This is a genomic window from Streptomyces longispororuber (assembly GCF_014656095.1).
Taxonomy (GTDB): Bacteria; Actinomycetota; Actinomycetes; order Streptomycetales; family Streptomycetaceae; genus Streptomyces; species Streptomyces longispororuber.
On the sequence record NZ_BNBT01000020.1, the window covers coordinates 14182 to 39077 of the forward strand.

At 74.0% G+C, this 24896-nt stretch carries 22 protein-coding genes; 7 read left to right on the plus strand and 15 right to left on the minus strand.

The window, feature by feature from the left end; all coding sequences use genetic code 11:
* Positions 1–5 precede the first annotated feature (5 nt).
* The 3 genes from IE330_RS09600 (at position 6) to IE330_RS09610 (ending at position 3293) form a co-directional block, all read left to right on the plus strand.
* Positions 6–1067, plus strand: a complete 1062-nt coding sequence (locus IE330_RS09600) for a class I mannose-6-phosphate isomerase (RefSeq protein WP_190135475.1) — start codon at positions 6–8, stop codon at positions 1065–1067.
* Between the two features lie 169 nt (positions 1068–1236).
* Positions 1237–2181 (plus strand): hypothetical protein, encoded by a 945-nt coding sequence (locus IE330_RS09605; RefSeq protein WP_190135476.1) that lies wholly within the window; start codon positions 1237–1239, stop codon positions 2179–2181.
* A 242-nt stretch (positions 2182–2423) separates the two neighbouring features.
* The gene (locus IE330_RS09610) at positions 2424–3293 is read left to right on the plus strand and encodes a class I SAM-dependent methyltransferase (RefSeq protein ID WP_190135477.1); all 870 of its coding nucleotides are present in this window, start codon (positions 2424–2426) and stop codon (positions 3291–3293) included.
* Positions 3294–3454: 161 nt separating this feature from the next.
* Here the strand turns inward: IE330_RS09610 and uriT are convergent, their stop codons facing one another.
* Together uriT and uriH are read right to left on the minus strand one after the other, a co-directional pair.
* The gene (gene uriT / locus IE330_RS09615; protein WP_190135478.1) at positions 3455–4900 is read right to left on the minus strand and encodes a uridine transporter UriT; all 1446 of its coding nucleotides are present in this window, start codon (positions 4898–4900) and stop codon (positions 3455–3457) included.
* Positions 4897–5844: a uridine-preferring nucleoside hydrolase UriH gene (gene uriH, locus IE330_RS09620; protein ID WP_190135479.1), complete on the minus strand. Its 948-nt coding sequence runs from the start codon at positions 5842–5844 to the stop codon at positions 4897–4899. The genes uriT and uriH overlap by 4 nt, the downstream gene beginning before the upstream one ends.
* A 259-nt stretch (positions 5845–6103) precedes the next feature.
* Between uriH and IE330_RS09625 the strand changes: the two genes are divergently transcribed.
* Positions 6104–7120, plus strand: a complete 1017-nt coding sequence (locus IE330_RS09625) for a LacI family DNA-binding transcriptional regulator (protein ID WP_190135480.1) — start codon at positions 6104–6106, stop codon at positions 7118–7120.
* Here the strand turns inward: IE330_RS09625 and IE330_RS09630 are convergent.
* The 8 genes from IE330_RS09630 to IE330_RS09665 all read right to left on the minus strand — a co-directional run bounded on the left by IE330_RS09630 (position 7117) and on the right by IE330_RS09665 (position 15175).
* Complete coding sequence (locus tag IE330_RS09630) at positions 7117–7656, minus strand: GrpB family protein (RefSeq protein ID WP_190135481.1); 540 nt, start codon at positions 7654–7656, stop codon at positions 7117–7119. The two genes, IE330_RS09625 and IE330_RS09630, sit on opposite strands and share 4 nt — an antisense overlap.
* Positions 7657–7967: 311 nt before the next feature.
* Positions 7968–8567 (minus strand): DoxX family protein, encoded by a 600-nt coding sequence (locus IE330_RS09635; protein WP_190135482.1) that lies wholly within the window; start codon positions 8565–8567, stop codon positions 7968–7970.
* Positions 8568–8708: 141 nt separating this feature from the next.
* Positions 8709–9221 (minus strand): GNAT family N-acetyltransferase, encoded by a 513-nt coding sequence (locus IE330_RS09640; protein ID WP_190135483.1) that lies wholly within the window; start codon positions 9219–9221, stop codon positions 8709–8711.
* Positions 9222–9417: 196 nt separating this feature from the next.
* Positions 9418–9612, minus strand: a complete 195-nt coding sequence (locus tag IE330_RS09645) for a ferredoxin (protein WP_190135484.1) — start codon at positions 9610–9612, stop codon at positions 9418–9420.
* A complete protein-coding gene (locus IE330_RS09650) occupies positions 9612–10901 on the minus strand; it encodes a cytochrome P450 (protein WP_190135485.1) in 1290 nt (429 codons plus the stop codon). Before IE330_RS09650 ends, IE330_RS09645 begins: the two co-directional genes overlap by 1 nt.
* 376 nt (positions 10902–11277) lie before the next feature.
* Positions 11278–11994, minus strand: coding sequence for a TetR-like C-terminal domain-containing protein (locus IE330_RS09655; RefSeq protein ID WP_229925516.1), 717 nt, complete (start codon positions 11992–11994; stop codon positions 11278–11280).
* Positions 11995–12218: 224 nt separating this feature from the next.
* Positions 12219–12779 (minus strand): GNAT family N-acetyltransferase, encoded by a 561-nt coding sequence (locus IE330_RS09660; RefSeq protein WP_229925517.1) that lies wholly within the window; start codon positions 12777–12779, stop codon positions 12219–12221.
* Between the two features lie 131 nt (positions 12780–12910).
* A complete protein-coding gene (locus tag IE330_RS09665; protein ID WP_229925518.1) occupies positions 12911–15175 on the minus strand; it encodes an ATP-binding cassette domain-containing protein in 2265 nt (754 codons plus the stop codon).
* A 258-nt stretch (positions 15176–15433) separates the two neighbouring features.
* Between IE330_RS09665 and IE330_RS09670 the strand changes: the two genes are divergently transcribed.
* Together IE330_RS09670 and IE330_RS09675 are read left to right on the plus strand one after the other, a co-directional pair.
* Positions 15434–15811, plus strand: coding sequence for a hypothetical protein (locus tag IE330_RS09670; RefSeq protein WP_190135487.1), 378 nt, complete (start codon positions 15434–15436; stop codon positions 15809–15811).
* A 241-nt stretch (positions 15812–16052) separates the two neighbouring features.
* Positions 16053–16439: a peptidase inhibitor family I36 protein gene (locus tag IE330_RS09675; RefSeq protein ID WP_190135488.1), complete on the plus strand. Its 387-nt coding sequence runs from the start codon at positions 16053–16055 to the stop codon at positions 16437–16439.
* 107 nt (positions 16440–16546) lie between these two features.
* Here IE330_RS09675 and IE330_RS09680 read toward each other — a convergent pair whose 3' ends face one another.
* The 3 genes from IE330_RS09680 to IE330_RS09690 all read right to left on the minus strand — a co-directional run bounded on the left by IE330_RS09680 (position 16547) and on the right by IE330_RS09690 (position 20640).
* Positions 16547–17344 carry a maleylpyruvate isomerase N-terminal domain-containing protein gene (locus IE330_RS09680; RefSeq protein WP_190135489.1) on the minus strand — a complete coding sequence of 266 codons (798 nt, stop codon included), beginning with the start codon at positions 17342–17344 and terminating at the stop codon, positions 16547–16549.
* 202 nt (positions 17345–17546) lie between these two features.
* Positions 17547–19316, minus strand: coding sequence for an ABC transporter ATP-binding protein (locus IE330_RS09685; protein ID WP_229925525.1), 1770 nt, complete (start codon positions 19314–19316; stop codon positions 17547–17549).
* Between the two features lie 403 nt (positions 19317–19719).
* Complete coding sequence (locus IE330_RS09690; protein WP_190135490.1) at positions 19720–20640, minus strand: LysR family transcriptional regulator; 921 nt, start codon at positions 20638–20640, stop codon at positions 19720–19722.
* Between the two features lie 71 nt (positions 20641–20711).
* On the opposite strand from IE330_RS09690, the gene IE330_RS09695 reads away from it, so the two are divergent.
* Complete coding sequence (locus tag IE330_RS09695; protein ID WP_190135491.1) at positions 20712–21623, plus strand: 4-hydroxy-tetrahydrodipicolinate synthase family protein; 912 nt, start codon at positions 20712–20714, stop codon at positions 21621–21623.
* Between the two features lie 10 nt (positions 21624–21633).
* Here the strand turns inward: IE330_RS09695 and IE330_RS09700 are convergent, their stop codons facing one another.
* Both IE330_RS09700 and murJ read right to left on the minus strand, forming a co-directional pair.
* Positions 21634–22914, minus strand: a complete 1281-nt coding sequence (locus IE330_RS09700) for an APC family permease (RefSeq protein ID WP_190135492.1) — start codon at positions 22912–22914, stop codon at positions 21634–21636.
* 138 nt (positions 22915–23052) lie between these two features.
* Positions 23053–24615, minus strand: coding sequence for a murein biosynthesis integral membrane protein MurJ (murJ, locus tag IE330_RS09705; protein WP_229925526.1), 1563 nt, complete (start codon positions 24613–24615; stop codon positions 23053–23055).
* Between the last annotated feature and the right edge of the window lie 281 nt (positions 24616–24896).

Genomic DNA, 24896 nt, shown 5'->3' on the forward strand with positions numbered 1-24896 from the left:
GCGCCATGGACTGGTATCCCCTGCGGCTGACCACACCGGTCAAACAGCACGTCTTCGGCGGCCGGGCCGTCCCCGACCGGCTCGGGCGCACCGGCCTGCCCCCGGGGCGGATCGCCGAGACGTGGGAGGTCAGCGACGTGGACGGCGACGGCGCGCGTGTGCGCGAGGGGCCGCTGGGCGGGGTGTCGCTGCGCGAGCTGACGGAACGCGACCCGCAGGGCCTGGTGGGCCGGGGGTGGCGGGGGCCGCGCTTCCCGCTGCTGACGAAGTTCATCGACGCGGCGGCGCCCCTGCCCGTGCATCTGCACCCCGACGACCGTGCCGCGCGCGGCCAGGGCGAGCCGAACGGCAAGACCGAGGCCTGGCACATCCTCGACGCCGAGCCCGGCGCCACCGCTCTGGTGGGCGTCCGCGAGGGCGTGTCCCGGGACGAGCTGCGCGACGCCCTGCTGGAGCAGGACTTCGACGCCGTGATGCGCCGTCTGCCGGTCCGCGCCGGGCAGACGCTGTACGTCCCGGCGGGCACCCTGCACAGCTTCGGCCCCGGCACCCTCGTCTACGAGATCGAGCAGACGTCCGACCTCCAGGAACACGCGATGCGCCACCGCATGGAGGACGGGTCCGCCCTTACCGACCAGGAGTGGCGCGCCAACATCGACGCCCTTCTGGAGCGCTGGAAGCCCGACCGGCGGCCGGATTTCGTCCCGGGCCTGCGCCTGCCCGTGGCCGACGGCGTCGACCGGGTGGTCCTGTGCGCCGGCCCCTACTTCGCGCTGGAACGCTGGCGGGTGCGGAGCGGGGCCGCGCTCGACCACGCCTTCGACACCGCCCACGTCGTGAGCAACGCGGGCGCCCCGGCCGCCCTCACCTGCGCCGGCCGGACGGTGGAGCTGGACCGGGCGCAGACCGTGCTGCTGCCGGCCGCCCTCGGCGGGGTGCGCGTCCACGGCCCCGCCGATGTGCTCGTCGGCTACCTGCCCGACCTCGACCACGACATCCGCGAGCCCCTGGCCCGCGCCGGGTACGGGCCGTCGGCGGTGGCCACGCTGGGCGAAGGGCTCGGCTGACGCAGGCCCGCACCCGGGGGCAACCAGGCGGAATCGGCCAAGATTCGATCGCGACTTGGACAAGGTCTCGGTTTGGTCTCGAACTCGTACGCGCTGAACGCCCCGCCGCGCCCGCTCCGTACTCACGCATCGAAAGCTCCCGACAGATGACGGAACGAAGGAGATCGCGATGCTCGGCAGGACCCGCAAGACCACCACCCTGTTCGTCACCCTCGCGGCAGGGGGTGCCCTGGCACTGACGGCGTGTGGCGGCGACGGCTCGGGCTCCGGCAAGGCGTCCGGGGCGAAGGCGCCCGCCGCACCCTCGGCGTCCTCGTCCGGGCAGCCGGGCGCCCAGGGCGGGGCGGACTCCATGGACCTCACCCTCCGGTCCGGCACGGCGCGGCAGAACAACGCGCCCCGCATGACGGGTGACTGGGCCAATCCACCGGGCAAGCCTGCCAGCCGGTCCGTGCAGCGCTCGTGGGTGCAGCTCTCGGCGTCCAGGGCAGGGAACCTCGATCCGGTGGTCGTCAACGGGGCCGGGTTCACCCTCTACCGGTTCGACAAGGACACGGCCTCCCCGTCGAAGTCCACCTGCGCCGGCGCGTGCGCCACGACCTGGCCGCCGGTCCTCGTGAACCCGGGCGGCAAGGTCTTCGTCGACGGGGTGCGGCCGTCGGACGTCGGTGTCGTCGCGCGGGCCGACGGCACGCGCCAAATCACCGTCGGCGGCTGGCCCGTCTACCGGTTCAGCAAGGACCTCAAGCCGGGCGACACCAACGGCCAGGGCGTCGGCGGCACCTGGTTCGGCGTCGCCCCGAACGGGCAGAAGGCCGGGCAGCGGGGCGGCGGGGCCGAGACCGGCGGCGGGCAGCAGGGCGGCCCGGCCACCAGCGCCATCCTCTTCGACGAGCCCAACTTCTCCGACGACGGGCCCTCGCAGGGCGTCGCCGGCCGGGGCTGCCAGAACGTCGCCCGCCCGAAGGTGACCTCCTCCGTCTCCGCGGACGGCTCGCTGCAACTGTGGTCCGGCCGCAACTGCACCGGCCAGTCCAAGACCATCAAGGGCAGTGTGGCCGACCTGTCCAGGATCGGCTTCGACAACAAGCTCAGCTCGGTCAGGTTCGGCTGATCCACCGACCACCTTCCGCAGGCCGGGTCCCGCCACACCGACCCCCGTTCGGGACCCGGCCGACCGCCGCCGCCGGGCGCGGCCGTCCCCCGCGGCCGGCCCGGCGGTGGCGCCCCGTACGCGCGGGCCGCGGCCGCTGATACGTGGCTCGACTACGCCCTCACGGGAGCCGGGTGGGGCGGGTGCAATGGGCTTGTCCGGGCGGAGCGCCGGTATCCGCCCCCGCAGGGAGGAGACCCACCATGACAGCGGACGTCCACGGCGGCACGGCTCCGACCCCCGACGAGGTCGGGGCGATGTACGACAAGTACGGCGACATGCTGGCGATGACACTCGGGTCCAGCGCCGTGCACATCGGCATGTACGTGCCCCACGGGGCGCACACCCGCGTGACCAGCCTGGTCGGCCTGGCCGACGCCGCGCAGGACCGGCAGACGGAGTTCCTCGTCGAGGCGCTGGACCCGGCGCCCGGCTCGCGCGTCCTCGACATCGGCTGCGGGACCGGCGCCCCGGCCCTGCGGCTCGCGGAGCGCACCGGGTGCCACGTCACCGGCATCACGGTGAGCCGGAGCCAGCTCGCCCGCTGCCAGGAGCGGCGCCCGGACCATCCCGCCGGGGAGCGGGTCGAGTTCGCGTACGGCAACGCCATGGCGCTGGAGTACCCGGACGCGTCGTTCGACGCCGCCTGGTCGATCGACTGCGTGCCCCACCTGTCCGACCGCGCCAAGGGCCTGCGGGAGGCGTGGCGCGTCCTGCGGCCGGGCGGGCGCTTCCTGTTCACCGAGTTCACGCTGCGCGGCACGCCCACCGAGGCGGAAGCGGGGGCGTACACCACGCTCTGGGCGTGTCCGCCGATACGGCCGCTGACCACGCTGGTGGGCGAGATCGCGGAGGCGGGCTTCCAGCTCGCGCGGACGCAGGACATGACCAGCAACGCGGCGCTGTGCGGCGAGCTGATGAGCGTGCTGTACCAGGACCGGCGGGACGAGATCGAGGAGCGCTACGGCAAGGAGGCGCTCGCCCACACCGACCCCCTCATGGAGCCCTACCGCTCCTTCACCCGCAAGCACGTGGACTACCACCTCCTGGTCCTGCGCAAGCCCGAGGACTGAGGCACACAGCGAACACCGCGGTGGGCCGGGGCCCGGCCGCGAGGGCCCCTGCTCCGCGCTCGGGTCCGGTCTCGTCCGCCGCCCCGTCCCGGAAACGGCTCCGGCCCGCCTCCGTTCGTCGCGGGGGCGGGCCGGGGTCGGCGTGGGGTTCGAGGGCGGGGTCAGGCGGGTTCCTCCGCCTCCACCGGCTTCGGGATGAGGAAGGACGCCGCGAACGCCGCCGCGATGAGGACGACCCCGGCGACCATGCCGGCGGAGTAGCCCGCCGCCGAGGTCTTGTCCGCCGGCGCGGCCGCGGTCTGCACCGCGTACAGGACGGCGAAGCTCAGCCCCGCGCCGAGGTTGAACGCGCCCGCGTTCAGGCCGGGCAGGAAGCCCGGGTTTTCCTTCGGCGACAGCACGATGCCGAGGCCGTTGAGGACGATGTTGGCGATGCCCGCGTACGTGACGCCGATCAGGACCGAGGAGACGAGCAGCAGCGGCCGCGAGTCGGCCTGGAGCGTGAGGAGCATCAGGGCGACCGTCCCCGCGGAGCCGACGAGGCCGAAGCGCAGGACCTTGCCGTAGCCGTGGGTGGCGGCGAGGCGGCCCGCGAGGGGGCCCATGGCCAGGCCCGCGAGGGCGTACGGCGTCAGGGTCCACCAGGCGGACTCCTCGGCGGTCATGCCGAAGCCCGCGTCCGCGTTCTGCGCGAACGCCGGAATCATGCCGTTCATGACGGCGAAGACGCCGGTCATGGTGAGCACGGTGGTCAGGAGCAGCGCCCACGTGGAGCGCTGCCGCAGGTGCCGGGTGGCCACCAGCGGGTGGCCGCTGCGGTCCTCGGCGCGCCAGAACAGGGCGAAGGCGGCCGCGGCGACGACGGCGAGACCGGCCACGAGGGGCCAGTTCGCGGCGCCGAGCTTGCCGGCCTCGTTGAGGGCGATCAGGGCCGCGCCGACGGACACGACGAGGAGGGCCACGCCGGGCCAGTCCATGCGGGTGTCGCCCGCGGTGGCGGCCGTCGACTCGGGCGTGAGCGTGGCCACGAGCAGCGCGGCCAGACCGGCGACGACGGCCATCACCCAGAACACGGACTGGAAGCCGTAGTGGTCGGCGAGGGAGCCGCCCGCGATGGAGTCGACGCCCGCGATGCCGCCGTTGACGGCGGTGATGACGCCGAGCAGGGTGCCGTACCGCTTGGGCTCGTGCACCTCGTTGCGGAGCATGATCAGGCACAGCGGGACCGTCGGCCCGGACACGCCCTGGATGACGCGGCCCGCGAACAGCATCGGCACGCTCTGCGCGAGCGCGGCCACGACGCAGCCCACGGCCATCATCACCATCATCGCGGCCAGCACCCGGCGGCGGCCGACGAGGTCGCCGAGGCGGGGCAGGAACAGCGAGAACAGCGCGGCCGAGGTGAAGAACGCCGTCTGCGTCAGGCCGACCTCGGCGGCGGTGGCGTCGAGGGAGTCCTCGACGCTCCTGAGGGCGGGGCTGAGCATGCTCGCGTTGAGCTGGAAGGCGAAGCACGCCGCGAGCAGCGCGGCGACCAGCACCCAGACGCGGACGGGGCGGCCCGGCGCCGCCGGGGACGCGGCGGGTCCGGTGAGGGAGGCGTTCACGCGGGCACCTCGCCGATGCGCTCCAGGGCGTCGACGACCAGGTCCCAGAACCGGCCGTGGTCCAGGTCGACGGCGACCTGGGTACGGCAGTCCGCGGGGGCGGGGGCGCGGAAGTCGGCCACGGTCATGCCGAGGGTGAGGGTGCCGGTCAGCTCGATGTCCACGGGGGCCTTGCGCACGGTCATGACGTCGGGGTCGATGACGTACGCGACCGCGCACGGGTCGTGCACCGGCGGGTGTTCGAAGCCTTGCTCCTTGAGGTACATGGCGCCGAAGAAGTCGAGGAGTTCGTTCACGAACGCGGCGGGCCGGGTGCCGACGGCGGCGATGCGCCGGACGACCTCGGGGGTGGCGAGCGCCTGGTGGGTCAGGTCGAGGCCGACCATGGTGACGGGCCAGCGCTCGTTGAAGACGATGTGCGCGGCCTCGGGGTCGATCTTGATGTTGAACTCGGCGACGGCGCTCCAGTTGCCGGTGTGGTAGCCGCCGCCCATCAGGACGACCTCGCGGACGCGCTCGGCGATGCGGGGCTCCTTGCGCACGGCGAGGGCGATGTTGGTCAGGCCCGCCGTGGGGACGATGGTGATCTCGCCGGGCTCGTGGGACATCACCGTGTCGATGATGAGGTCGACGGCGTGGCGGCCGTCGAGCTCCAGGACCGGCTCGGGCAGGACGGGGCCGTCCAGGCCGCTCTCCCCGTGGATGGTGTGGGCGACCTCGATGTCGCGCACCAGCGGGCGGGGGCAGCCTGCCGCGAAGGGCACGCCGGTGATGTTCGCGATGCGGGCCACCGACAGGGCGTTGCGGGTGACCTTCTCCAGGGTCTGGTTGCCGACGACGGTGGTGACCGCGACCAGTTCGACGTCCGGATTGCCGTGCGCCAGCAGCATGGCGATCGCGTCGTCATGCCCCGGGTCACAGTCGAGGATGATCTTTCTGGCCATTCGCGGAACCTCTTTGTTCGGCTGAGGTGTCGCTGTGCGACGACACCTCGGAAAACGTTCTCCGAAGACTTTGTGCACGGCTGCGCATTATGTCAATGATTCGGAACACACCCGTCCGTTCCGACATCCACCGCTGTGACCTGCTGGTACGTGGCTCTTCGCGCGCGGCGGGCACCGCGGAGGACCTCTCTGCCGCCCCTGGACGGCCGTACCGCCGCTGATAACGTTCTCCGGAACGTACGAAGGGGGTGGCGCGGCCATGGGCGATGCCACGCTCCGGGACGTGGCCCGGGCCGCCGGCTGCTCGGTCGCCACCGTCTCCCGGGTGCTCGCCGGGACCCGGCCCGTGGGCGCCGAGACCGCGCACCGCGTCCGCGAGGCCGCGGCCCGGCTCGGCTACCGGCCCAACCAGGCGGCCCGCGCGCTGCGCAGCCGCGCCACGGGCACCGTCGGCCTCGTCCTGCCGCAGATCACGAACCCCTTCTACCCGGCCCTCGTCCGCGAGCTGACGCACGCGCTGCACGCGGAGGGCCGCGCGGTGCTGCTCGCGGACTGCGACGACGACCCGGTGGCGGAGGCGGAGCGCATCGACGACCTGCTGAGCCGTCGCGTCGACGCGCTCCTGGTGATCCCGGCCGACGAGCGGCGCAGCCGGGAGGCGGTGGCCGCGGCGGCGGAGCGGGTGCCGCTGGTCCTGCTGGACCGGCGCTGCGGTCCTGGGGTCGCCGACTCCGTGGCCGTGGACAACGCCGCGGGCACGGCCCTCGTCCTGGACCACCTCGCCGCCGCCGGGCGCCGGCGCCCGTGCTTCGTGGGCGCGCACGGCTCGGCGTCGGCCGCGGCCGAGCTGCGCGCGGCGTACGCGGCCGGGGCCGGGGCGCTCGATCCCCGGGCGCCGGAGCGGGTGGCGCTCGGCGACTTCTCCGTGGCGTGGGGCCGGGCCGCCGTCGACCAGGTCCTGCCGACCCGCCCGGACGCGCTGGTGTGCGCCAACGACCTCATCGCGATCGGCGCGCTGCAGCGGCTGCACGAGCGGGGCGTGGACGTGCCGGGCGAGGTCGCCGTCACCGGCTTCGACGACATCCCGATGGCGGAACTGGCGTCGCCCGGTGTCACCACGGTCCGCCAGCCGGTCGCCGAACTGGCCGCCGAGGCCACGCAGTTGCTCACCCGCCGCCTCGGCGGCGACGGCGCGGGGCCGCGGCGCACGATACGGCTGGCGCCGGAGCTGGTGGTCCGCGGCTCCAGCGGGGCCCGCGACCGGGGCCGGGTCTAACGCGGCTCGCCTCCGGTGGCACGCCGGAGGATCCCGGCGACGACGGCGGACTTCGCGTCGGCGTAGTTCTGCGTGTAGTCCCAGGTGCGCGCGGCCAGTTCCCACTTGGTGCGGGCGTACAGGTCACGCTCGCCGGGGTGCGTGCGCAGCCGGTCGCGGAACGGCAGCATCCGCGCGGTCCCGGGGCAGTCGGGCGGGAAGACGTGGAGGTTGGCGGAGTCGGCGCCGGGGCCGGGGGCTCGCCTGCGCAGCACGCGGTGCTCGTACCAGGCGGGTTCCCGGAGGGCGAGCCGGTGGCCGAGCCGCTCCGGGACCGGTACGTACGCGGCCTCGTCGGCGGGGTCGGGGACGGTGAGCACCAGGTCGAGGACCGGTTGGGCGAGCAGCCCCGGCTCGGCGGTCGCGCCGATGGTGGCCGCCTCGATCTCCTCGGCGGTCATGGGCGCCTGCTGCCCGGCGGCCGGGGACAGGCACTCTTCGGCGGCCGCCGGCACGGCCTGGTGCCGTTCCCCGCGCTGACTTCCCTGTCCGGGCATGGCGGCTCCTCGTGTCGGCCTGCCTGTCGACACATTGCTCGGTCGGCTCAGTGCTTGGTCGACTCAGTGCTCGGTCGATTCAGAGGCTTGGTCGGTTCCGTGACAGGTCGACTCATGCACAGGTCGGCTCGTCGGTTCGCCGATTGGCTGAGAAGTCGACTCGTCGACCGTCAACTGCCCCTGTTGACGCGGGAACCAGCCTGCCGTCAAGGACGTGCCACCGCGGCCGCGGGTGCCTTCCGCCGTACGCCGTCGAGCGTGTGGGCGTACGCCGTCAGGCACCTGCACCCCACGCACGTACGCCCACGGCGTCAGTCGTGCAGGACCACCAGGACGAACGCCGCCGAGAGCGTGCCCAGGGCCACGGCCGCGAGGCCGCGCGCGTAGCGGTGGTCGCGCAGGCCCGGCAGCAGGTGGTCGGCGGCGATGCGGCCGGGGCCGGTGAGGGCCAGGCAGACGGCGGCGGCGAGGAGCACCAGGTCGTACTCGACGCCCTCGGGGGAGAAGAAGCCGCCGTCCCACTTCACGGCGGTGGCGTTGACCATGATGCCGATGATGCCCGCGCCCGCGAGGGGGGTGAGCAGCCCCAGGACGAGACCGAGGCCGCAGAACGTCTCGGTGAGGGCGGCGACCCAGGCCATCGCCCTGGCGGCCTTGTAGCCGTCCGCGGCGAAGAAGGCCGTGGTGCCGTCGATGCCGCTCCCGTCGAACCAGCCGAAGAGCTTCTGCGTGCCGTGCGTGGCCATCGTCAGGCCCACCGCGAGCCGCAGGGCCAGGAGGCCGAGGTCGAGGCCGGGTTGGAGGGCGGGGGCCGGGGAGGCGGGGGCTGCGGGGTCCGCCCGGTGCGACGCGGGGTCGGTGGACGCGGTCGGCTGCCCGGCGGGGCTCGAAGGGCGGTAGGGGGACGACATGCTGGATGCCTCCTCGATGTGGGGGACGGAGGACCGCACGGCGAGCGGGCACGCGTGCGCGTCCGCCGGTGCCCTCGGATGATAGGTCCAGACCAAGCCCCGCCATAGACGGCAACCAGCCTCATCCGCCCCACCGCGACCTCACACAGGGCGCCGCATGCACACCCGGGGCCACCGGTCCAGGCCGTGGGCGGCCTCCCCCGCCCGCACCGCCCTCAACTCGGGCCCGGCCGCCGCCTCGTCGAGGATCGTGAAGCCGCAGCGGGCGTAGTACGGCGCGTTCCACGGGACCTCGGCGAAGGTGGTGAGGGTGAGGGCCGGGAGCCCGCGTGCGCGCGCGACGCCGGCCGCGTGCTCGATGAGCGCGCGGCCGACGCCGCGGCGCGCGTGGTCGGGGTGCACGGAGACCTGCTCGACGTGCAGGTTCCCGTCGACGGGGTCGGCGAGGAGGTACGCCACGGGCCGGCCGGGGTCGTCGTCGGCAGCGGCGACCCACGCGCGACCGGCCCGCTGGTAGCGCGCGAGGTCGTCCAGGGCGGGCGGCTCGTCGTCGGCTATCTCGGGCATGCCGATGTCGCGGAAACAGCGGCCCGCGGCCCTTTCGACGTCCTGGAGCACGGGCAGGTCGGTGGGGCGGGCCTCTCGGATCTGCATGATCCGATTGTTCCGGCCCCGGAGGACGCGCGCCCGTCTTTTTCGGCGGGCCCGCCCCAGGTCTTCGGGGTGGGCAGGCCCCGGGTGTTCGGGGCGGGCAGGCCCCGGGCCTTCCGGGGGGGCAGGCCCCGGGCGCTCGCCGCCACCTCCGTACACCCGTACACGGGTGGGGCCCGGCCGGGCCCCACCCGTGCCGTCACTCGTCGGCGACGGTGATGGCCTGGACGGGGCAGGCGCGCGCCGCCTCCCGCACCATCGGGTCGCCCGCGCCGTCCAGCCCGCCGGGCAGGACCTCGCTGAAGCCGTCGTCGTCCTGGGTGAAGACGCGAGGGGCGGTGAGGACGCACTGGCCCGCTCCGATGCAGCGGTCCGTGTCGATGGCGATGCGCATCAGGCGCGCCCCCAGGTGACGGGCAGCTCGATGAGCCCCTGGATGGTGTCGCCGGGTTTGATCGGGATCTGGTCCGGCGGCACGGCGAGCCGGAGGTCGGGGACGCGGGCGAAGAGGGAGGTGAAGGCGATCTCCAGTTCCAGGCGGGCGAGGTTCTGCCCCAGGCACTGGTGGATGCCGAAGCCGAACGCGAGGTGGTGCCGCGCGTTCCTGCGGATGTCCAGCTCGTCCGGGTCCGGGTAGACGGCGGTGTCGCGGTTGACGGCCGACGCCGCGAGGAACACGCCCTCGTCGGCGCGGATGGTCTGCCCGGCCACCTCGATGTCGGCGGTGGCGACCCGCTGGAGGCCGTCGGCGATGGACAGGAAGCGCAGCAGCTCCTCCACGGCGTCGGGGACGAGCCGGGGCTCGGCCCGCAGGGCGGCGAGCTGGTCGGGGTGTTCGAGCAGGGTGAAGGTGCCCAGCGAGATCATGTTGGCGGTCGTCTCGTGGCCGGCGACGAGCAGCACCAGCGCGATCCGCGCCAGTTCGTCCCGGTCGAGCTCGCCCGTGCGCAGCCGTTCCCGCACGAGGTCGTCAAGCATGCCTCCACCGCCCTCGGCGACGTCGCCGGCAGCGGCACCGCCCGGGACGGTCTCACCGTCCGCGGGGCCGTCGGCCATGGCGCCACGGGCGGTGTCATCGGCGGCGGCCTCGCTCTTCCGGTCGACCAGGGCACCGAGGTACGCCATCAGCGCCTTCCGCGCCTCCTCGGCCTCGTCGGCGGTCTTGCCGCGCAGCAGGCGGCGCGAAGCCTCCTCGAAGAACTCGTGGTCGGCGTACGGCACCCCGAGCAGTTCGCAGATCACCATGGACGGCACCGGCAGCGCGAACGCGGCCACCAGGTCGGCCGGCGGCCCCTGCTCGAGCATGGCGTCGAGGAGCTGGTCGACGATGTGCTGGACGCGGGGCCGCATCGCGGCCACCTGCTTCACGCCGAACGGCGGGATCAGCATGCGGCGCTGCCTGTTGTGCTCGGGGTCGTCCACGCCGAGGAGCGCGGTCCGCACCCGGCGGGCGATCTCGAACCGGGGTGCGAGCGAGGGGAAGGCCGGATTCTGCCGGTCGGTGGAGAGCCGGGGGTCCCTGAGCAGCGCCTTGGCCTCGGCGTGCCCGGTGACGAGCCACGCCTCGGTGTCGTCGTACAGGGTGATGCGGCTGAGCGGGCCCTGCTCGCTCAGCGGGCGGTAGCCGGCGGGCGGGTGGTAGGGACAGGTACGGTCCTGAGGGAAGGGAGCGGCTGGTGACATGCGGATCTCCGGTTCTCCGGCGGGCGTACGGATCTGCCAGTCCCCCGAGGCGGTCCGTCCCTCCACTTCATGCCCTATGCAGCTATTCGGACCACGCACGCTTCGGCCAATGTCGCCCCGCATGTCCCTGGAGGACGGATTGAGGCCGAAAACGACACCACCGGAACGCGCCATGCCGCGCGAGCCGCAGGCATATCCGCGCCACTCCCCCGCGTACACGTGCCACGCGACGGTACGAATTGGCTGGTTCTCGGCGGCGAGGCCCCCTCCGGGCAGGCGAACGCGTGAGCGGGCACGACGGGCGCACCACCCTCGTCGTACCCGCTGACCGTTGCGCCCGGAATCCGCCGTCGGCGCCCGGCTGTTCAGTGCGAGGTCACTGCCCGGCCCCCCGCGGCAGGCCGATGTACTCCCCCATCGCCGCGGCGCCGTAGGAGAACACCGCGGTGGGGTCGGGGGCGATGTCCATGATGTGGCTGTTGACCTCGAAGCCCACCATGCCGTGGAGCTGGGTCCACACCACGAACATGCGGGCCATCACGCTCCTCGGCAGGCCTTCGAGGAGTCCGGCGGCGAGGGCGTCGACGTTCTGGCGCATCCCGTCGCTGAGGGGCTCCTCGCCGGGGCGGTCGCCGGTGAGCTCGCCCGCCTTGTGCGCGTCGCGCAGGACGGCCACCATCGAGAGCACGATCCGGGCGACCGCCTCCAGGGTCTCCGGCGGCGCCGTGTACCCGGGCACCGGGCGGCCCCAGAGCAGGACGTACTCCTCGGGGTGGGCCATGGCCCACTCGCGGATGCCGAGCCAGATGGCGACCCAGCGGCGCAGCGGGTCCGCGCCCTCCGCGAGGGCGGCCGCGGCGGCGGCCTCCGTGCTGTCCGCGAGTGAGGTGTAGGCGCCCAGGACCATGGCGGACAGCAGCGCGTCCCCGTCGGGGTAGTGCCGCTCCGCCTCCCGCGGGTCGACACCGGCGTCCCGGGCGACCGCACCGGGGTCCAGGTGGACCTTGTGCCGTTCCGTGAGGCGCCGTAACGCCTCCTCCTTCAGCCGCTCGACCACGGCGTCCCCTGCGTGCTGTGCCTCGGTGGAAGTCATGATCCGAACCCTCGCAGATACCGGAGGCGCTGTCGACGTCCTGCGGGGCGGGGCGAGGAGCGCGCCCCCGGCACCGCGCCGGACGCCAACTGCCGCCTTGCGCACGTCAGTTGCGGGTGCCGGGCGAGGTCGTCACCGGCGTCCGCACCACGACCCGTTCCGCGGGCTCCACCGCGGCTCCACCGCCGCTCGAGTCGGGCTCCGGCGGCGGCGCGGTGGGCGTCTCAGCGCGGTGCGGACGGGGCGGCGGCGTACCGGGGCGCCGCGAGGCCCTTGAGGTCGCGGACGTACCAGTTGTGGCAGGCGCCGTCGGCGTCCCGCACCTGCTTCATGTACGTGAAGCCCGCCCGCACCGCCACCGCCTCCGACGCGGCGTTGCCGGGGTCCACGCGGATCACGCCGACGCGCGCGCCCGCGGACGCCGTGTAGCGGCAGACGAGGTCGACCGCGCGGGTCGCGAGGCCCCGCCCCCGCCACGCCGGGTACAGGCCGTAGGCGATGTTGGCCGCGCCGGGGGCGAGGCCCCGCATGGCGAGCCGGACGTCGATGGTGCCCGCCAGCGTCGGGCCGTCCCCGGCGCGCACGCCGAAGGCGCGCAGGGAGCCCCCGGTGGCCCACTGGTCCGCGCAGTGGCGTACGTACTCCTCCGTGCTCTCGCGGGTGCTGGGCTCGCCGTTGAGCCAGCGCACCAGGAGGTCGTCCTCGCCTGCCAGGTGCGCGTCGACGTCATCCAGGGTGAGGGGGGTCAGGGTGACCACGCCGTCCGACAGCTCGATGTTTCGCACGGGGCGACTGTTTCCCCTCCCCGACGGGTGGGCAACCGAATATCGGTTCACCGGACAGCGGAGCGCGGGCCCGCGGGTGCGGGCCCGCGCTCCGTGGCGTGGCTCGGCAGGCGCGTACCCCGGTGGAGACCTCAGGACGAGGTGACGTACTCCCGCAGGTGGCGCGCGGTCAGCGTGTCGCCGTGCGCGACCAGGTCGGCGGGGGTGCCGGTGAACACCACCTCGCCGCCGTCGTGTCCGCCGCCCGGACCGAGGTCGATGATCCAGTCGGCGTGGGCCATCACGGCCTGGTGGTGTTCGATGACGACGACCGAGTTACCGTCGTCGACGAGGCGGTCGAGCAGCGCGAGCAGTTGGTCCACGTCGGCCAGGTGCAGCCCGGTCGTCGGCTCGTCCAGGACGTACGTGGAGGACTTCTCGGCCATGTGGATCGCGAGCTTCAGGCGCTGCCGCTCGCCTCCGGAGAGCGTGTTGAGCGGCTGGCCGAGGCGCAGGTAGCTCAGCCCGACGTCCTTGAGGCGGCCGAGCACCGTGTGCGGCTGCCCGGAGGGAAAGAAGTCGTACGCCTCCGCCACCGACATGCCCAGGACCTCGCTGATGTTCTTGCCGCGCAGCGTGTACGTGAGCACCTCGGGCGTGAACCGCTTGCCCTCGCACTCCTCGCACACCGACGCGACCTGCACGGTCGCGAGGTCGGTGTGGACGAGGCCGATGCCGTTGCACTTCGGGCAGGCGCCCGCCGAATTGGCGCTGAACAGCGCCGCCTTCACGCCGTTGGCCTTGGCGAACGCCGTGCGGATCGGGCCCAGGAGGTTCGTGTACGTCGCCGGGTTCGAGCGGCGGGAGCCGCGGATCGGCGCCTGGTCGGCGACCACGACGCCGTCCCGCCCGGACAGGTAGCCGTGGATCAGGGAACTCTTGCCCGAGCCCGCGACCCCGGTGACGACGGTGAGCACCCCGAGCGGTACGTCGACGTCGACGCCCTTCAGGTTGTGCAGGTCGGCGCCCTTGACGGACAACTGGCCGGTGGGCGTGCGGACGTGCGGGCGCAGCGCCACCCGGTGGCCGAGGTGGCGTCCGGTGAGGGTGCCGGAGCGGCGCAGCCCCTCGACGTCGCCGGAGTAGCAGATCTCGCCGCCCGCCTCGCCGGCGCCGGGACCGAGGTCGACGACGTGGTCGGCGATCGCCACGACCTCCGGCTTGTGCTCGACCACCAGGACGGTGTTGCCCTTGTCGCGCAGCCGGAGCAGCAGGTCGTTCATGCGCCGGATGTCGTGCGGGTGCAGGCCGACGGTCGGTTCGTCGAAGACGTACGTGACGTCCGTGATGCTGGAGCCGAGGTGGCGCACCATCTTCACGCGCTGCGCCTCGCCGCCGGACAGCGTCCCGGAGGGCCGGTCCAGGCTGAGGTAGCCGAGGCCGATCTCGGTCAGCGAATCGAGCAGGTCCCGCAGGGAGGCGAGCAGCGGCGCCACGCTCGGCGCGTCGATGCCGCGGACGAACGCGGCCAGGTCGCTGATCTGCATCGCCGCGCACTGGGCGATGTTCCGTCCGTCGATCTTCGAGGCGAGCGCGGTCCGGGTCAGCCGGGTGCCCTCGCACAGGGGACACCGGGTGAAGACGACGGCCCGCTCGAGGAAGCTCCGGATGTGCGGTTGCAGCGCGTCCCGGTCCTTGGCCAGCCAGCTCCGCCGCATCTTCGTGACGAGGCCCTCGTACGTGAAGCCGTTCGAGCCGACCTTCACCTTGACGGGCTCCTTGTGCAGCAGGTCGTCCCACTCCCGGTCGGTGAAGTCGCGCAGCTTCTTGTCGGGGTCGTGGAAGCCGGATCCCACCACGACCTGCCAGCTCCACGAGTCCACCGCGTAGTACGGCACGGTGATGGCGCCCTCGTTGAGCGAGAGGTCCCGGTCCACCAACTGGTCCACGTCGACGGCGGATACCTCGCCCGTCCCCTCGCACTCCGGGCACATGCCGTCGGGCAGGTTGAAGCTGAACGCCCCCGGGGAGCCGATGTGCGGCTCGCCGATACGGCTGAAGACGATCCGCAGCATCGTGTACGCGTCCGTGGCAGTGCCCACCGTGGAGCGCGCGTTGGCCCCCATCCGCTCCTGGTCGACGACGATCGCCGCGCTGAGGTTGCGCAGTTCGTCGACGTCGGGGCGGCCGAGGCTCGGCATGAACGACTGGACGAACGCGGTGTACGTCTCGTTGATGAGCCGCTGCGACTCGGCGGCGATCGTGCCGAAGACCAGCGAGGACTTGCCGGACCCGGAGACTCCGGTGAACACGGTCAGCCGTCGCTTCGGCAGGTCGAGCGAGACGTCCTTCAGGTTGTTCTCGCGGGCGCCGCGGACCTGGATCACGGTGTGACTGTCGGCGGGGGTGACGTTCACGGATGCTCCTCGCGCACTTGTTCGACAAGGAGGCACAGCGTACATCGTACTCAGTACGATGGGGGCGGCTTCGCGGAAGTCCGTACCGGGGCAGGCGTGCGCCAGAGCATCACGCCCCGAATGCACAGAAAGGGTTCCTCTCCCCCATGCGTCAGCCCTTCAGGTGAATGCCCGAATGATCCGGGGGCCGCAGGGGGAGCCTGGCCGTGCCCGCCGACCCGTCACGGGCCGCCAACTCCCAGCGCCGCAAAGGTACTTATGTTCCGAAAACTCGTCCTGACGGCCGTGGCCGCGGCCGCCGCCCTCACCCCCGCACTCGCCACCGCGGCCCCGGCCGCCGCGGCCGGACCCGACGTCGCGCGCGGCCCCGGCGAAGTGTGCTTCTGGACCCAGCCGGGCCAGCACGGCACGGGCTTCTGCTACCGGCCTCCGGGCTACCGGGACCTGCCCGAGTCCCACCACGACAAGACGGCGTCGTTCCGATCGGACGTGAACCAGAACATCTACGCGATCGACTGGGGCCGGCACGACTGCTACTACCGCCTCATCCGGCCCTACGACTTCAGCGACAACTGGTCGTGGGGGTCGCGGATCGACGGGGTGTCCGACAAGACGGAGGGCTGCCAGGCGGCCTGACCGGCCGGGCGAGCACGGACGCGCCGGTGGCTTCGCGCCGCCCGCGTCGAACCGCGCGGTTCGCGCGGCCCGCGCCGTCCGGGGCGTCGGTGCCGCTCCCGTAGCTCTCGCAGACCTCACAGCGCCCGCGGTCCCCGCAGCACACACCACACACGCCGTACGCCCCGTACACGCTGTACACCCGTACACGCGGCAACCCGAATCCAGAACCTCGTACCGACCGGAAAGGTCTCCACCGCCCATGACCGCACAGCCCGTCAAGCGCACCTTCCTCGCGGCCGTTGCCGCCGCCCTCCTGATGACCGGCAGCCTCGCGGCGGCCGCCCCGGCCGGTGCCGCCGACTGCCCGAGTGGCCACTTCTGCGCCTGGGAGCACGCCAACTACGACGGCCAGCGCGCCAACTGGTCCGGCGACGACGGCTGGTGGGAGAGCTATATCGCCGACGAGGACTCCTCCTGGGCCAACCACGGCATCTCGGGCCCCGGTGTCAAGGACCACGTCAAGGTGTACTCCCGCGCTCACCAGGGCGGCCACATGACCATCTGCCTCACGCCCGGCCAAGAGGTCCACTACAACGGCGCCGCCAACGACAACGGTGACTCCCACACCTGGGCCATGAGCTGCTGACCGGCATACGACCGCACGGGCCCGCCGCCCTCCGGAGTGCGGGCCCGTCTGCTACGCCTTCCGTACGGCGGTCATGGGCCCGGCCCGCGACCGCCGTACGGCCCGCCTCACTTCCGCAGCCAGTAGCTGACGGTCTCCCGCCACTGCTCCAGCAGGGCGCGGTCCCCGATGACCTCGGCGCCCTCGGCGGGCACCGCCTCGCGCCCGTACAGGAGCAGCAGCAGGGCGGCGGCCGGGCCGCGCACCGCGACCGCGGCCTTCTCGTGGGCGCGCCGGGTGGTGATGGCGTCGCCCGTGAGGTCGACCAGCCACTCCCCCGCCCCCGGCTCGACGTCGGTCGCGTGGAAGTGGACGGTGCGGCCCGGGCCGAGCAGCGCGCGCAGGTGCTCGGGGGACTCGTAGACCTGCGGCAGGACGGTGAACTCCATCCACTCGTCCACCCCGGCCTGGGCGGTCCCCGGGTCGAGCACGTACGTGCCGCCGACGGCGGCGACCGCGTCCGCGCGGTGCAGGACCACCTCGAACAGCATGCGGCGCGCCCAGAACACCGGTGTGCCGCCCGGCGCCGGCGTCCACACCGCCGCCTCCGGCCCCGCCGCCCGCAGGGTGCCTGCCAGCAGCGCCGCGCCCTCGGCCACCCAGTCGCCGAGGGCCGCGGCGTCGGCGGTGTCGTCCCCGGCGACGTCGTCGACCTGGTCGTGGGAGACCGGTCCGGCCGACCGGGTGCGGACGACGCGCTCGGCCCAGCGGTGCGCGCCGCCGACGTGCCGCAGCAGGTTGCCGAGGCTCCAGCCGGGGCAGGTCGGCACGGGCGCGGCGAGGTCGGCGGCTGTGACGTGCTTCCTCAACTGATCGGCCTGCGCGACGATTTCGGAGGCGTAGCGCTCAAGAGTCACATGGCTCATGGCCTCACGGTAGATCACGGGCCCCCGCGCCCGCGCGGGCATTACCGGCGGGGCGGGCCGAGGGTCGGCCGAGCAGCACCACGGCCGCGCGGGTGGCACGGCGGTCGCGCGGTCACCACGGCCGCGCAGGTGGCGCGGGGCCCGCGCAGGCATGACGCCCGTGCGCCCACCGCCTCCTCCCGCGGCGTATGCCGTACGGGCGTCACGGCGCCGTCGCCAGGAACTGGGTCGCCGCCAGCTCCCCGTACAGCGGGTCCCCCGCGACCAGTTCGTCGTGGGTGCCCATGGCCCGTACGCGGCCCGCGTCCATCACCACGATGCGGTCGGCGAGCGTGACCGTCGACAGGCGGTGCGCCACGACCAGGACCGTGACGTCGCGGGCCACCTCGGCGACGACGTCGCGCAGCGCGAGCTCGTTCACGGCGTCGAGCTGGGAGGTGGCCTCGTCGAGGAGCAGCAGGCGCGGCCGGCGCAGCAGCGCGCGGGCGATGGCCACGCGCTGGCGCTCACCGCCGGAGAGCTTGGAGCCGCGGTGGCCGACCACGGTGTCGAGGCCCTCGGGCAGCCGCTCGACGAGGGTGTCGAGGCGGGCCCGGGCGAGGACGTCGCGCAGGTCGTCCTCGGTGGCGTCCGGGGCGGCGAACACGAGGTTCTCGCGGAGCGTGCCCGCGAGCACCGGCGCGTCCTGCTCGACGTAGCCGATGGCGGCGCGCAGGTCGGCGAGGGGCCACTCCCGGACGTCCTGGCCGTCGACGAGGACCCGGCCGCCGGTCGGCTCGTAGAACCGCTCGACGAGTCCGAACACGGTGGTCTTGCCCGCGCCGGACGGGCCGACGAACGCGGTCATGCCGGGGCTCGGGACGGTGAAGCTCACGCCGTCGTGGACGAGCGGCAGCCCGGGCTGGTAGCGGAAGGTCACGTCCTCGAAGGCCACGGACGCGGGCGCGCGCTCCGCCGCGGGCGCGGGCGGTGACGGCGCGGCGAGTTCCTCGGTCTCCATCCGCTCGGCCCGCACGATGCGGGCGACGGCGGCGGACCCGACCTGGTACTGGGTGATCGCGTCGACGAGCCGGCTCACCGGGTCGATCAGGTAGAACAGGAGCATCAGGAACGCCACCAGGGTCGCGACGGAGATCGCGTCGGAGGCGACGCGCGCGCCGCCGACACCGAGCACCGCGAGGAACGCCACCTGGACGGCGAATCCCATCGAACTCCACGCCACGGCCTGCCACTTGGCCGACTTCACACCGTGCCGCCACGCCTCCTGGGCGGCGGCCGACACGGCGGCCGTCTCGCGCTGCTCGGCGCCGGATGCCTTCAGCGTACGGAAGGCGCCGAAGGCCCGTTCCAGGGCGGTGGAGATCTCGCCGACGGCCTCCTGGGACCGCTCGGTCGCCTTGGAGATCTTCGGCATGACGAAGGCGGTGGCGGCCCCGATGAGCGCGATCACGCCCAGGGTCACGCCGAGCAGCACCGGGTCCATGTAGGCCATCATCACGATCGTCGCGACGATGGTGAGGGCGCCGGAGAACGCCGACACGACGGCCTGCGTGGTGACCGCCTGGAGCAGCGTGGTGTCGGAGGTGACGCGCGACATCAGATCGCCCGGCTGGACGCGTTCGAGCTCGCCGACCTTCAGGCGCAGCAGGCGCCGGATGAGCGAGCGCCGGGAGTCGAGGACGACGGACTGCGCGGTGCGCTCCAGGATGTAGCCGCCGATGGACTCGACGGCGGTGCCGACGACGAGCAGGACGGACAGGACGACGAGGATCGAGGTGATCGACTCGTCGTCGGACAGGCGGTTGACGAGCGCCTCGACGGCCACCGGCTGCGCGACGGCCGCGGCCGCGCCGATCAGCGTGAACAGGCCGCCCAGCGCCACGACGCCGCGGTGCGGCCGCACATGACGGTAGAGGACGCTCCAGGTCTCCCTGGCGGACAGGCGTTCGTCCTTCTTTCCGGCGGCCGACAGGCGTTCGTCCTTCGCCCGGGCGGCGTACAGGCCTTCGTCCGTCGCCCCGGCGGGCGGGTGCCCGTCCGTCTCCCCCGCGGGCGGGTGCCCGTCCGTTCCCCCCGCAGGCGGGCGTTCGTCCGTTCCCCCCGCGGGCGGGCGTCCGTCCTCGGCCTCTCCCTGCGCGGGTTCCCCCGTGGTCACGGGTGCGGCCGTGGGTATCGGCCGGTCCTTGCCCTGGTGTTCGGTCACGTTCTGCTCAGCCCTGGTCTGCTCGGTCGGTTCTCTCGGCGTGCGGTCGCCCGGCGACGGCCGGGTCCGGTGTCGGTCACACGTGGCAGGACGCAGCGGAGAGCGCCTCACCTGACACTTCGGGGCGAACTTCCGACCGGTGCGCCGCCCCGGTGGTCGTCCGCGCGCGGGGTCAACCCGTGGGCTCCGCGCGCATGGAGTCCACGGCGGCCCTGGCCGCGGTCACGAAGGCGGCGATCGCCGGGTGGGCGCCGCCGCCCGCGCGGAAGGCGACCTTCGAGCGGCGGTACAGCGGCAACCTGGTCAGCACCACGCCCGCGGGGCACCCGTCGGTGGCCATCTCCGGTACGAGTCCGGCGCCCTGCCCCGTGGCGGCCAGGCCGAGCACCGTGCGGAAGTCGTTGACCTGGTGGCGGATGCGGGGCTGGAACCCGGCCGCCTGGCAGGCGCGCACGGCCATCGCGTGCCCGGTCGTGCCGTCCCGCGCGGTGATCCACGGGGTACCGGCGAAGGGCCCGAGCAGCTCGCCCAGCGATCCACCGCGGCCCGCGGCCCCGGCCGCCGCGGGGGTGACCAGGTACATGGGCTCCTCAAGAAGAGGCACCTCGTCCACCGTGGTGTCCGGAGTCGCCGGTACGAAGTCGTAGTCGTGGACGAGGGCCACGTCGAGCTCGCCCGCCCGCAGGCCGTCGGAGACGCGCGCCGAGTCGATCTCCTGGACCATCGGTTCGAGCTTGGGGTGGTGTCGCGTCAGCTCGGCCAGCGCGGCGGGCACGATGGTGTGGCCGCCGGAGGGGAAGGTCCCGATCCGCAGCGGCCCGCCGATGCCCTCCCGGGCTCCGGCCAGCTCGGCGACCGCGAGTTCGAGGCGTTCGAGGACGGCGTCGGCGTGCGTCACGAGGGACCGGCCCGCGGGCGTGAGGACCACCCGCCTGCCGCTGCGCTCCAGCAAGGGCACCCCCGCCTCCCGCTCCAGCACGCCCAACTGCTGGGAGACCGCGGACGCGGTGAAGGTCAGCGCCTCGGCCACGGCGGCGATGGTGCCGCGCCGGTGGAGTTCGCGCAGCAGGTGGAGACGGCGTACATCGAGCATCAGTTCAGCTTACGTGTGGGGGTAGAAATCAGAAATGGATCTACAGGGTGTGGTGGGCCAGGGTGGACGGCATGAAGCCCGAACCTGAGTTCACCGGTCTGTACGTCCCCCTGGTCACTCCGTTCACGGACGATCTGCGCCTGGACCCCGACGCGCTGGCCCGCCTCGCCGACGAGGCGCTGGCGGCCGGGGCCTCCGGTCTGGTCGCCCTCGGCACCACCGCGGAGGCCGCCACGCTGACCCCGGAGGAGCAGCGGACCGTGGTGCGCGTGTGCGCGGCGGTCTGCCGGGAGCACGGCGCCCCGCTGGTCGTCGGGGTCGGCACCGCCGACACCGCCGCCGCCCTCGCGTCGCTGCGCGCCCTGGCGGACACCGGTGGCGTCGCCGCGGCACTGGTCCCGGCGCCGCCCTACGTCCGGCCCGGCGAGGCGGGCACCGTGGCGCACTTCACGGCGCTGGCCGAGGGCGGTGGCGTACCGCTGATCGTGTACGACATCCCGTACCGCACCGGGCAGGCGCTCGGCCCGGGCACGGTCGCCGCGCTCGGCCGCCTGCCGGGGGTCGTGGGGACGAAGCACGCGACGGGTGCGCTCGACGCGGCCACGATGGAGCTGCTGGACTGCGCCCCGCCCGGCTTCGCCGTCCTCGGCGGTGACGACGCCGTCATCTCCCCGCTCCTCGCGGCGGGCGCCCACGGCGGGATCATCGCGTCCGCCAACCTCCGCACCGCCGACCACGCCGAGCTGATCGCGTTGTGGCGGCACGGCTCGGGCACCTCCGCGCGCCCGCTGGGGGCCGAGCTGGCCCGGTTGTCCGCCGCCCTGTTCGCCGAGCCCAACCCGACGGTCATCAAGGGCGTGCTGCACGCACAGCGGCGCATCCCCAGCCCCGCCGTGCGGCTGCCGCTCCTGGCGGCCTCCGCCGACGCGGTGCGCCGCGCCGCCCTCCTCGCCACCGTACCCGTGCTCGCGGTGCAGCGGTGACCGCGCGGGCTCACCGCCTCCCGCGGGCCGCCAGGGCCCCGCGGATGCCGTACGCGGCGGCGCCCGCGGCCAGGACCGCGGCCCCGGAGACCACCGAGGACGGCGGCAGGGCGAAGGCCAGGAGCAGGCAGCCGGCCAGACCGACGACGGGGACGACGCGCGGCGGGCGGCCCTCGGCGGGGGTGAGCGTCCAGGCGGCGGCGTTGGCGACGGCGTAGTAGGCGAGCACGCCGAAGGACGAGAAGCCGATGGCGCCACGCACGTCCACCGTGGCCGCGAGCACCGCGACGACGGCGCCGACCGCGAGTTCGGCGCGGTGCGGCACCCTGAACCTCGGGTGCACGGCGGCCAGGGCGCCCGGCAGGTGCCGGTCGCGGGCCATCGCCAGGGTCGTCCGCGACACCCCGAGGATCAGCGCGAGCAGCGAGCCGAGCGCGGCCACGGCGGCGCCCGCCCGCACCACCGGCGCCAGCCACTCCGCGCCCGCGGCCCGCGCCGTGTCCGCCAGCGGCGCGGTGGAGCCGGCCAGGTCCGCCGGGCCCAGCACCACCAGGACGGTGACGGCGACGGCGGCGTAGACGCACAGCGTGATGCCCAGCGCGAGCGGCACGGCCCGCGGGATGGTGCGGGCGGGGTCGCGCACCTCCTCGCCCAGGGTGGCGATCCGCGCGTAGCCGGCGAAGGCGAAGAACAGCAGGCCCGCCGCCTGGAGGACCCCGCCGAAGCCGGCGTCGGCCCCGGCGTCCAGGCGCGCGGCGTCCGCCGCGCCGGAGGTGAGGCCGACGACCACCACGGCGGCGAGCACCGCGAGGACGACCGCGACGACGGCGCGGGTGAACAGGGCGGACTTCTGGACGCCCGCGTAGTTGACCGCGGTCAGCGCCACCACCGCGGCGACCGCCACCGCGTGCGCGTGGTCCGGCCAGGCGTACGCGCCGACGGTGAGGGCCATCGCGGCGCAGGAGGCGGTCTTGCCGACGACGAACGCCCAGCCCGCCAGGTGGCCCCAGAACTCCCCGAGCCGCTCGCGGCCGTAGACGTAGGTGCCGCCCGAGGCCGGGTAGCGGGCCGCGAGCCGGGCTGAGGAGGTCGCGTTGCAGTACGCGACGGCGGCGGCCAGGGCCAGGCCGGGCAGCAGTGCGGAGCCGGCCGCGTCGGCGGCCGGGGCGAGCGCGGCGAAGATGCCCGCGCCGATCATCGCGCCCAGGCCGATCGTCACCGCGTCGGACAGCCCCAGGTGCCGCCGCAACGCGTCCGGGTCCCCGGCCGCGGTCGATGCCCTGCTGTTCATCAGCTCACCCCTTGGCGGCACGGCGACGCCTCTCGCCGTGTCCCGCCCTGCCTCGACGGCCTCACGACGGCCCGCGACCGCCTCCGACGTCGCCAGACGATACGCGCTCACGCCCTCCCGGTGCCGCCCGGGACCCGGTCAGCTCAGGCGTGGCCGCAGCTCCCCGACGCGCAGCAGCCGGGCGAGGAGGAGGTAGCCGAGGGCCATCGCGGCGGCGCCCGCGGCGAGCGCGAGGGCGGTCCGCGCGGTGCCCGCGGCGGTGTCGTCCGCCAGGGCCCGCGCCACCGCCCAGGCCAGCGCCCCGGCGGGTGCCGCGGCGAGGGCGAGCTTGCCGTAGGTGCGCAGCAGCCGGGTGCCGTCCATGCGGCCGCCGAGCCGCCTGCGCAGCAGACACGCCGTCAGCAGCAGTCCCACCGCGTACGAGAGGGTGTACGCGCCCGCCATGCCGACGACCGCCCAGCGGGCCGGGAGCAGGTGGTGGCAGGCGGTGGCCAGGGCGATGTTGACGGCGGCGATCCACGCGGCCGTCCAGAACGGGGTGCGGGTGTCCTCGAAGGCGTAGAAGCCGCGCAGCAGCACGTACTGGGCGGAGAACGGGACGAGGCCGAGGCCGAAGGCCTGGAGCATCTGGCCGAGCGGCTGCGCGGAGGCGGCGTCGGCGGCGCCGTGCCCGAACAGCAGCGTCGCGGTCTGCGGGCCGAGGGCGAGGAAGAAGAACCCGGCGGGCACGAGGACGGCGCCGGTCGTGCGCAGCGCCCGGGACAGCTCCCCGCGCAGGTCGTCCGTGCGGCCCTGCGCCGCCGCCGTGCTCAGGCGCGGCAGCAGCGCGGTGACCAGCGACACGGTCACGATGGACTGCGGCAGCAGCCAGATGGTCTGCGCGTACGAGTACGCCGTGTGGCCCGCGCCCGCCGTGGGCAGTCGCTGATCGGCGGCGTTGGCGTAGTTCGTGACGACGGTCAGGGCGACCTGGTTGACGAGGACGAACAGCAGCGTCCAGCGGGCCGCCCGGACGCTCTCGCGCAGCCCCGACCCGCGCCAGTCGAAGCGTGGCCGGAAGCGGAAGCCCGCCGCGCGGACGTACGGGACCAGGGCGAGGGCCTGGAGGGCGATGCCGCAGGTGGTGCCGAGCCCCAGGAGCCGCACCTGGGCCGCCGAGACGTCTCCCACGGTGTCGGGGGCGGTCATCAGGCCGAGGTAGGCGGCGAACATCCCGATGAGGACGAGGTTGTTGAGGACCGGCGTCCACATCATGGCACCGAACCGCTCGCGGGCGTTGAGGACCTGCCCCAGCATGCCGAACATGCCGTAGAAGAAGATCTGCGGCAGCAGGAAGCGCGCGAAGACGACGGTGAGCTCGAACGCCTCGTAGTTGTCCGGGGTGTCGCGCATGTAGAGGCCGACGATCTCCGGTGCCGCCCACACGGCGAGCACCGTCCCCGCGGCGAGCAGGCACAGCACGAGGGTGACCAGCCGCTGCTCGTAGGCCCGGCCGCCGTCGGGGTGCGTGGTCCGGGCGCGGACGAGCTGCGGCACGAGCACGGCGTTGAGCGCGCCGCCGATGAGCAGGGTGTACAGGCCGGTGGGCACGGTGTTGGCCGTGTTGTACGTACTGGCCAGCAGGCCGGTGCCGAGCGCCGCGCCCTGGAGGACCTGGCGGATCAGGCCGGTCGCCCGGGACACCAGGGTGCCCCCGGCCATCAGGAGCGAGGAGCGGGCGAGGCCGCCCTTCGCCCCCGAGCCGCCGGCGCCCCCGGCTCTCCCGGTGCGCCCGGCTCTGTGGGCTCCGCGGGCCGTTGTGGCCGCGTCGGCTCCCCCGGGGCGCGCGTGTCCCTGCGACGTCCCGGCCCCGCGGGATGTCCTGGCCTTCCTGGTCCCCTTGGGCGCCGCGTGCCTGCCGCGCTTGCCCCGCGTGGTGTTGATCCCCTCCGTCATCTCGTCAACCTACCCGGCGCCGGTCAACGGAGGCGCGCCTGGAAGGT

What these genes read in the sequence shown, in the direction of transcription:
- IE330_RS09635 (WP_190135482.1), bottom strand. Translation starts at nt 8,567, where the DNA reads ATGTCGTCCCCCTACCGCCCTTCGAGCCCCGCCGGGCAGCCGACCGCG.
- IE330_RS09610 (WP_190135477.1), top strand. Translation starts at nt 2,424, where the DNA reads ATGACAGCGGACGTCCACGGCGGCACGGCTCCGACCCCCGACGAGGTC.
- murJ (WP_229925526.1), bottom strand. Translation starts at nt 24,615, where the DNA reads ATGGCCGGGGGCACCCTGGTGTCCCGGGCGACCGGCCTGATCCGCCAG.
- IE330_RS09655 (WP_229925516.1), bottom strand. Translation starts at nt 11,994, where the DNA reads ATGACTTCCACCGAGGCACAGCACGCAGGGGACGCCGTGGTCGAGCGG.
- IE330_RS09640 (WP_190135483.1), bottom strand. Translation starts at nt 9,221, where the DNA reads ATGCAGATCCGAGAGGCCCGCCCCACCGACCTGCCCGTGCTCCAGGAC.
- uriH (WP_190135479.1), bottom strand. Translation starts at nt 5,844, where the DNA reads ATGGCCAGAAAGATCATCCTCGACTGTGACCCGGGGCATGACGACGCG.
- IE330_RS09600 (WP_190135475.1), top strand. Translation starts at nt 6, where the DNA reads ATGGACTGGTATCCCCTGCGGCTGACCACACCGGTCAAACAGCACGTC.
- IE330_RS09650 (WP_190135485.1), bottom strand. Translation starts at nt 10,901, where the DNA reads ATGTCACCAGCCGCTCCCTTCCCTCAGGACCGTACCTGTCCCTACCAC.
- IE330_RS09700 (WP_190135492.1), bottom strand. Translation starts at nt 22,914, where the DNA reads ATGAACAGCAGGGCATCGACCGCGGCCGGGGACCCGGACGCGTTGCGG.
- IE330_RS09645 (WP_190135484.1), bottom strand. Translation starts at nt 9,612, where the DNA reads ATGCGCATCGCCATCGACACGGACCGCTGCATCGGAGCGGGCCAGTGC.
- IE330_RS09630 (WP_190135481.1), bottom strand. Translation starts at nt 7,656, where the DNA reads ATGCCCGGACAGGGAAGTCAGCGCGGGGAACGGCACCAGGCCGTGCCG.
- IE330_RS09625 (WP_190135480.1), top strand. Translation starts at nt 6,104, where the DNA reads ATGGGCGATGCCACGCTCCGGGACGTGGCCCGGGCCGCCGGCTGCTCG.
- IE330_RS09695 (WP_190135491.1), top strand. Translation starts at nt 20,712, where the DNA reads ATGAAGCCCGAACCTGAGTTCACCGGTCTGTACGTCCCCCTGGTCACT.
- IE330_RS09680 (WP_190135489.1), bottom strand. Translation starts at nt 17,344, where the DNA reads ATGAGCCATGTGACTCTTGAGCGCTACGCCTCCGAAATCGTCGCGCAG.
- IE330_RS09670 (WP_190135487.1), top strand. Translation starts at nt 15,434, where the DNA reads ATGTTCCGAAAACTCGTCCTGACGGCCGTGGCCGCGGCCGCCGCCCTC.
- IE330_RS09690 (WP_190135490.1), bottom strand. Translation starts at nt 20,640, where the DNA reads ATGCTCGATGTACGCCGTCTCCACCTGCTGCGCGAACTCCACCGGCGC.
- IE330_RS09675 (WP_190135488.1), top strand. Translation starts at nt 16,053, where the DNA reads ATGACCGCACAGCCCGTCAAGCGCACCTTCCTCGCGGCCGTTGCCGCC.
- IE330_RS09605 (WP_190135476.1), top strand. Translation starts at nt 1,237, where the DNA reads ATGCTCGGCAGGACCCGCAAGACCACCACCCTGTTCGTCACCCTCGCG.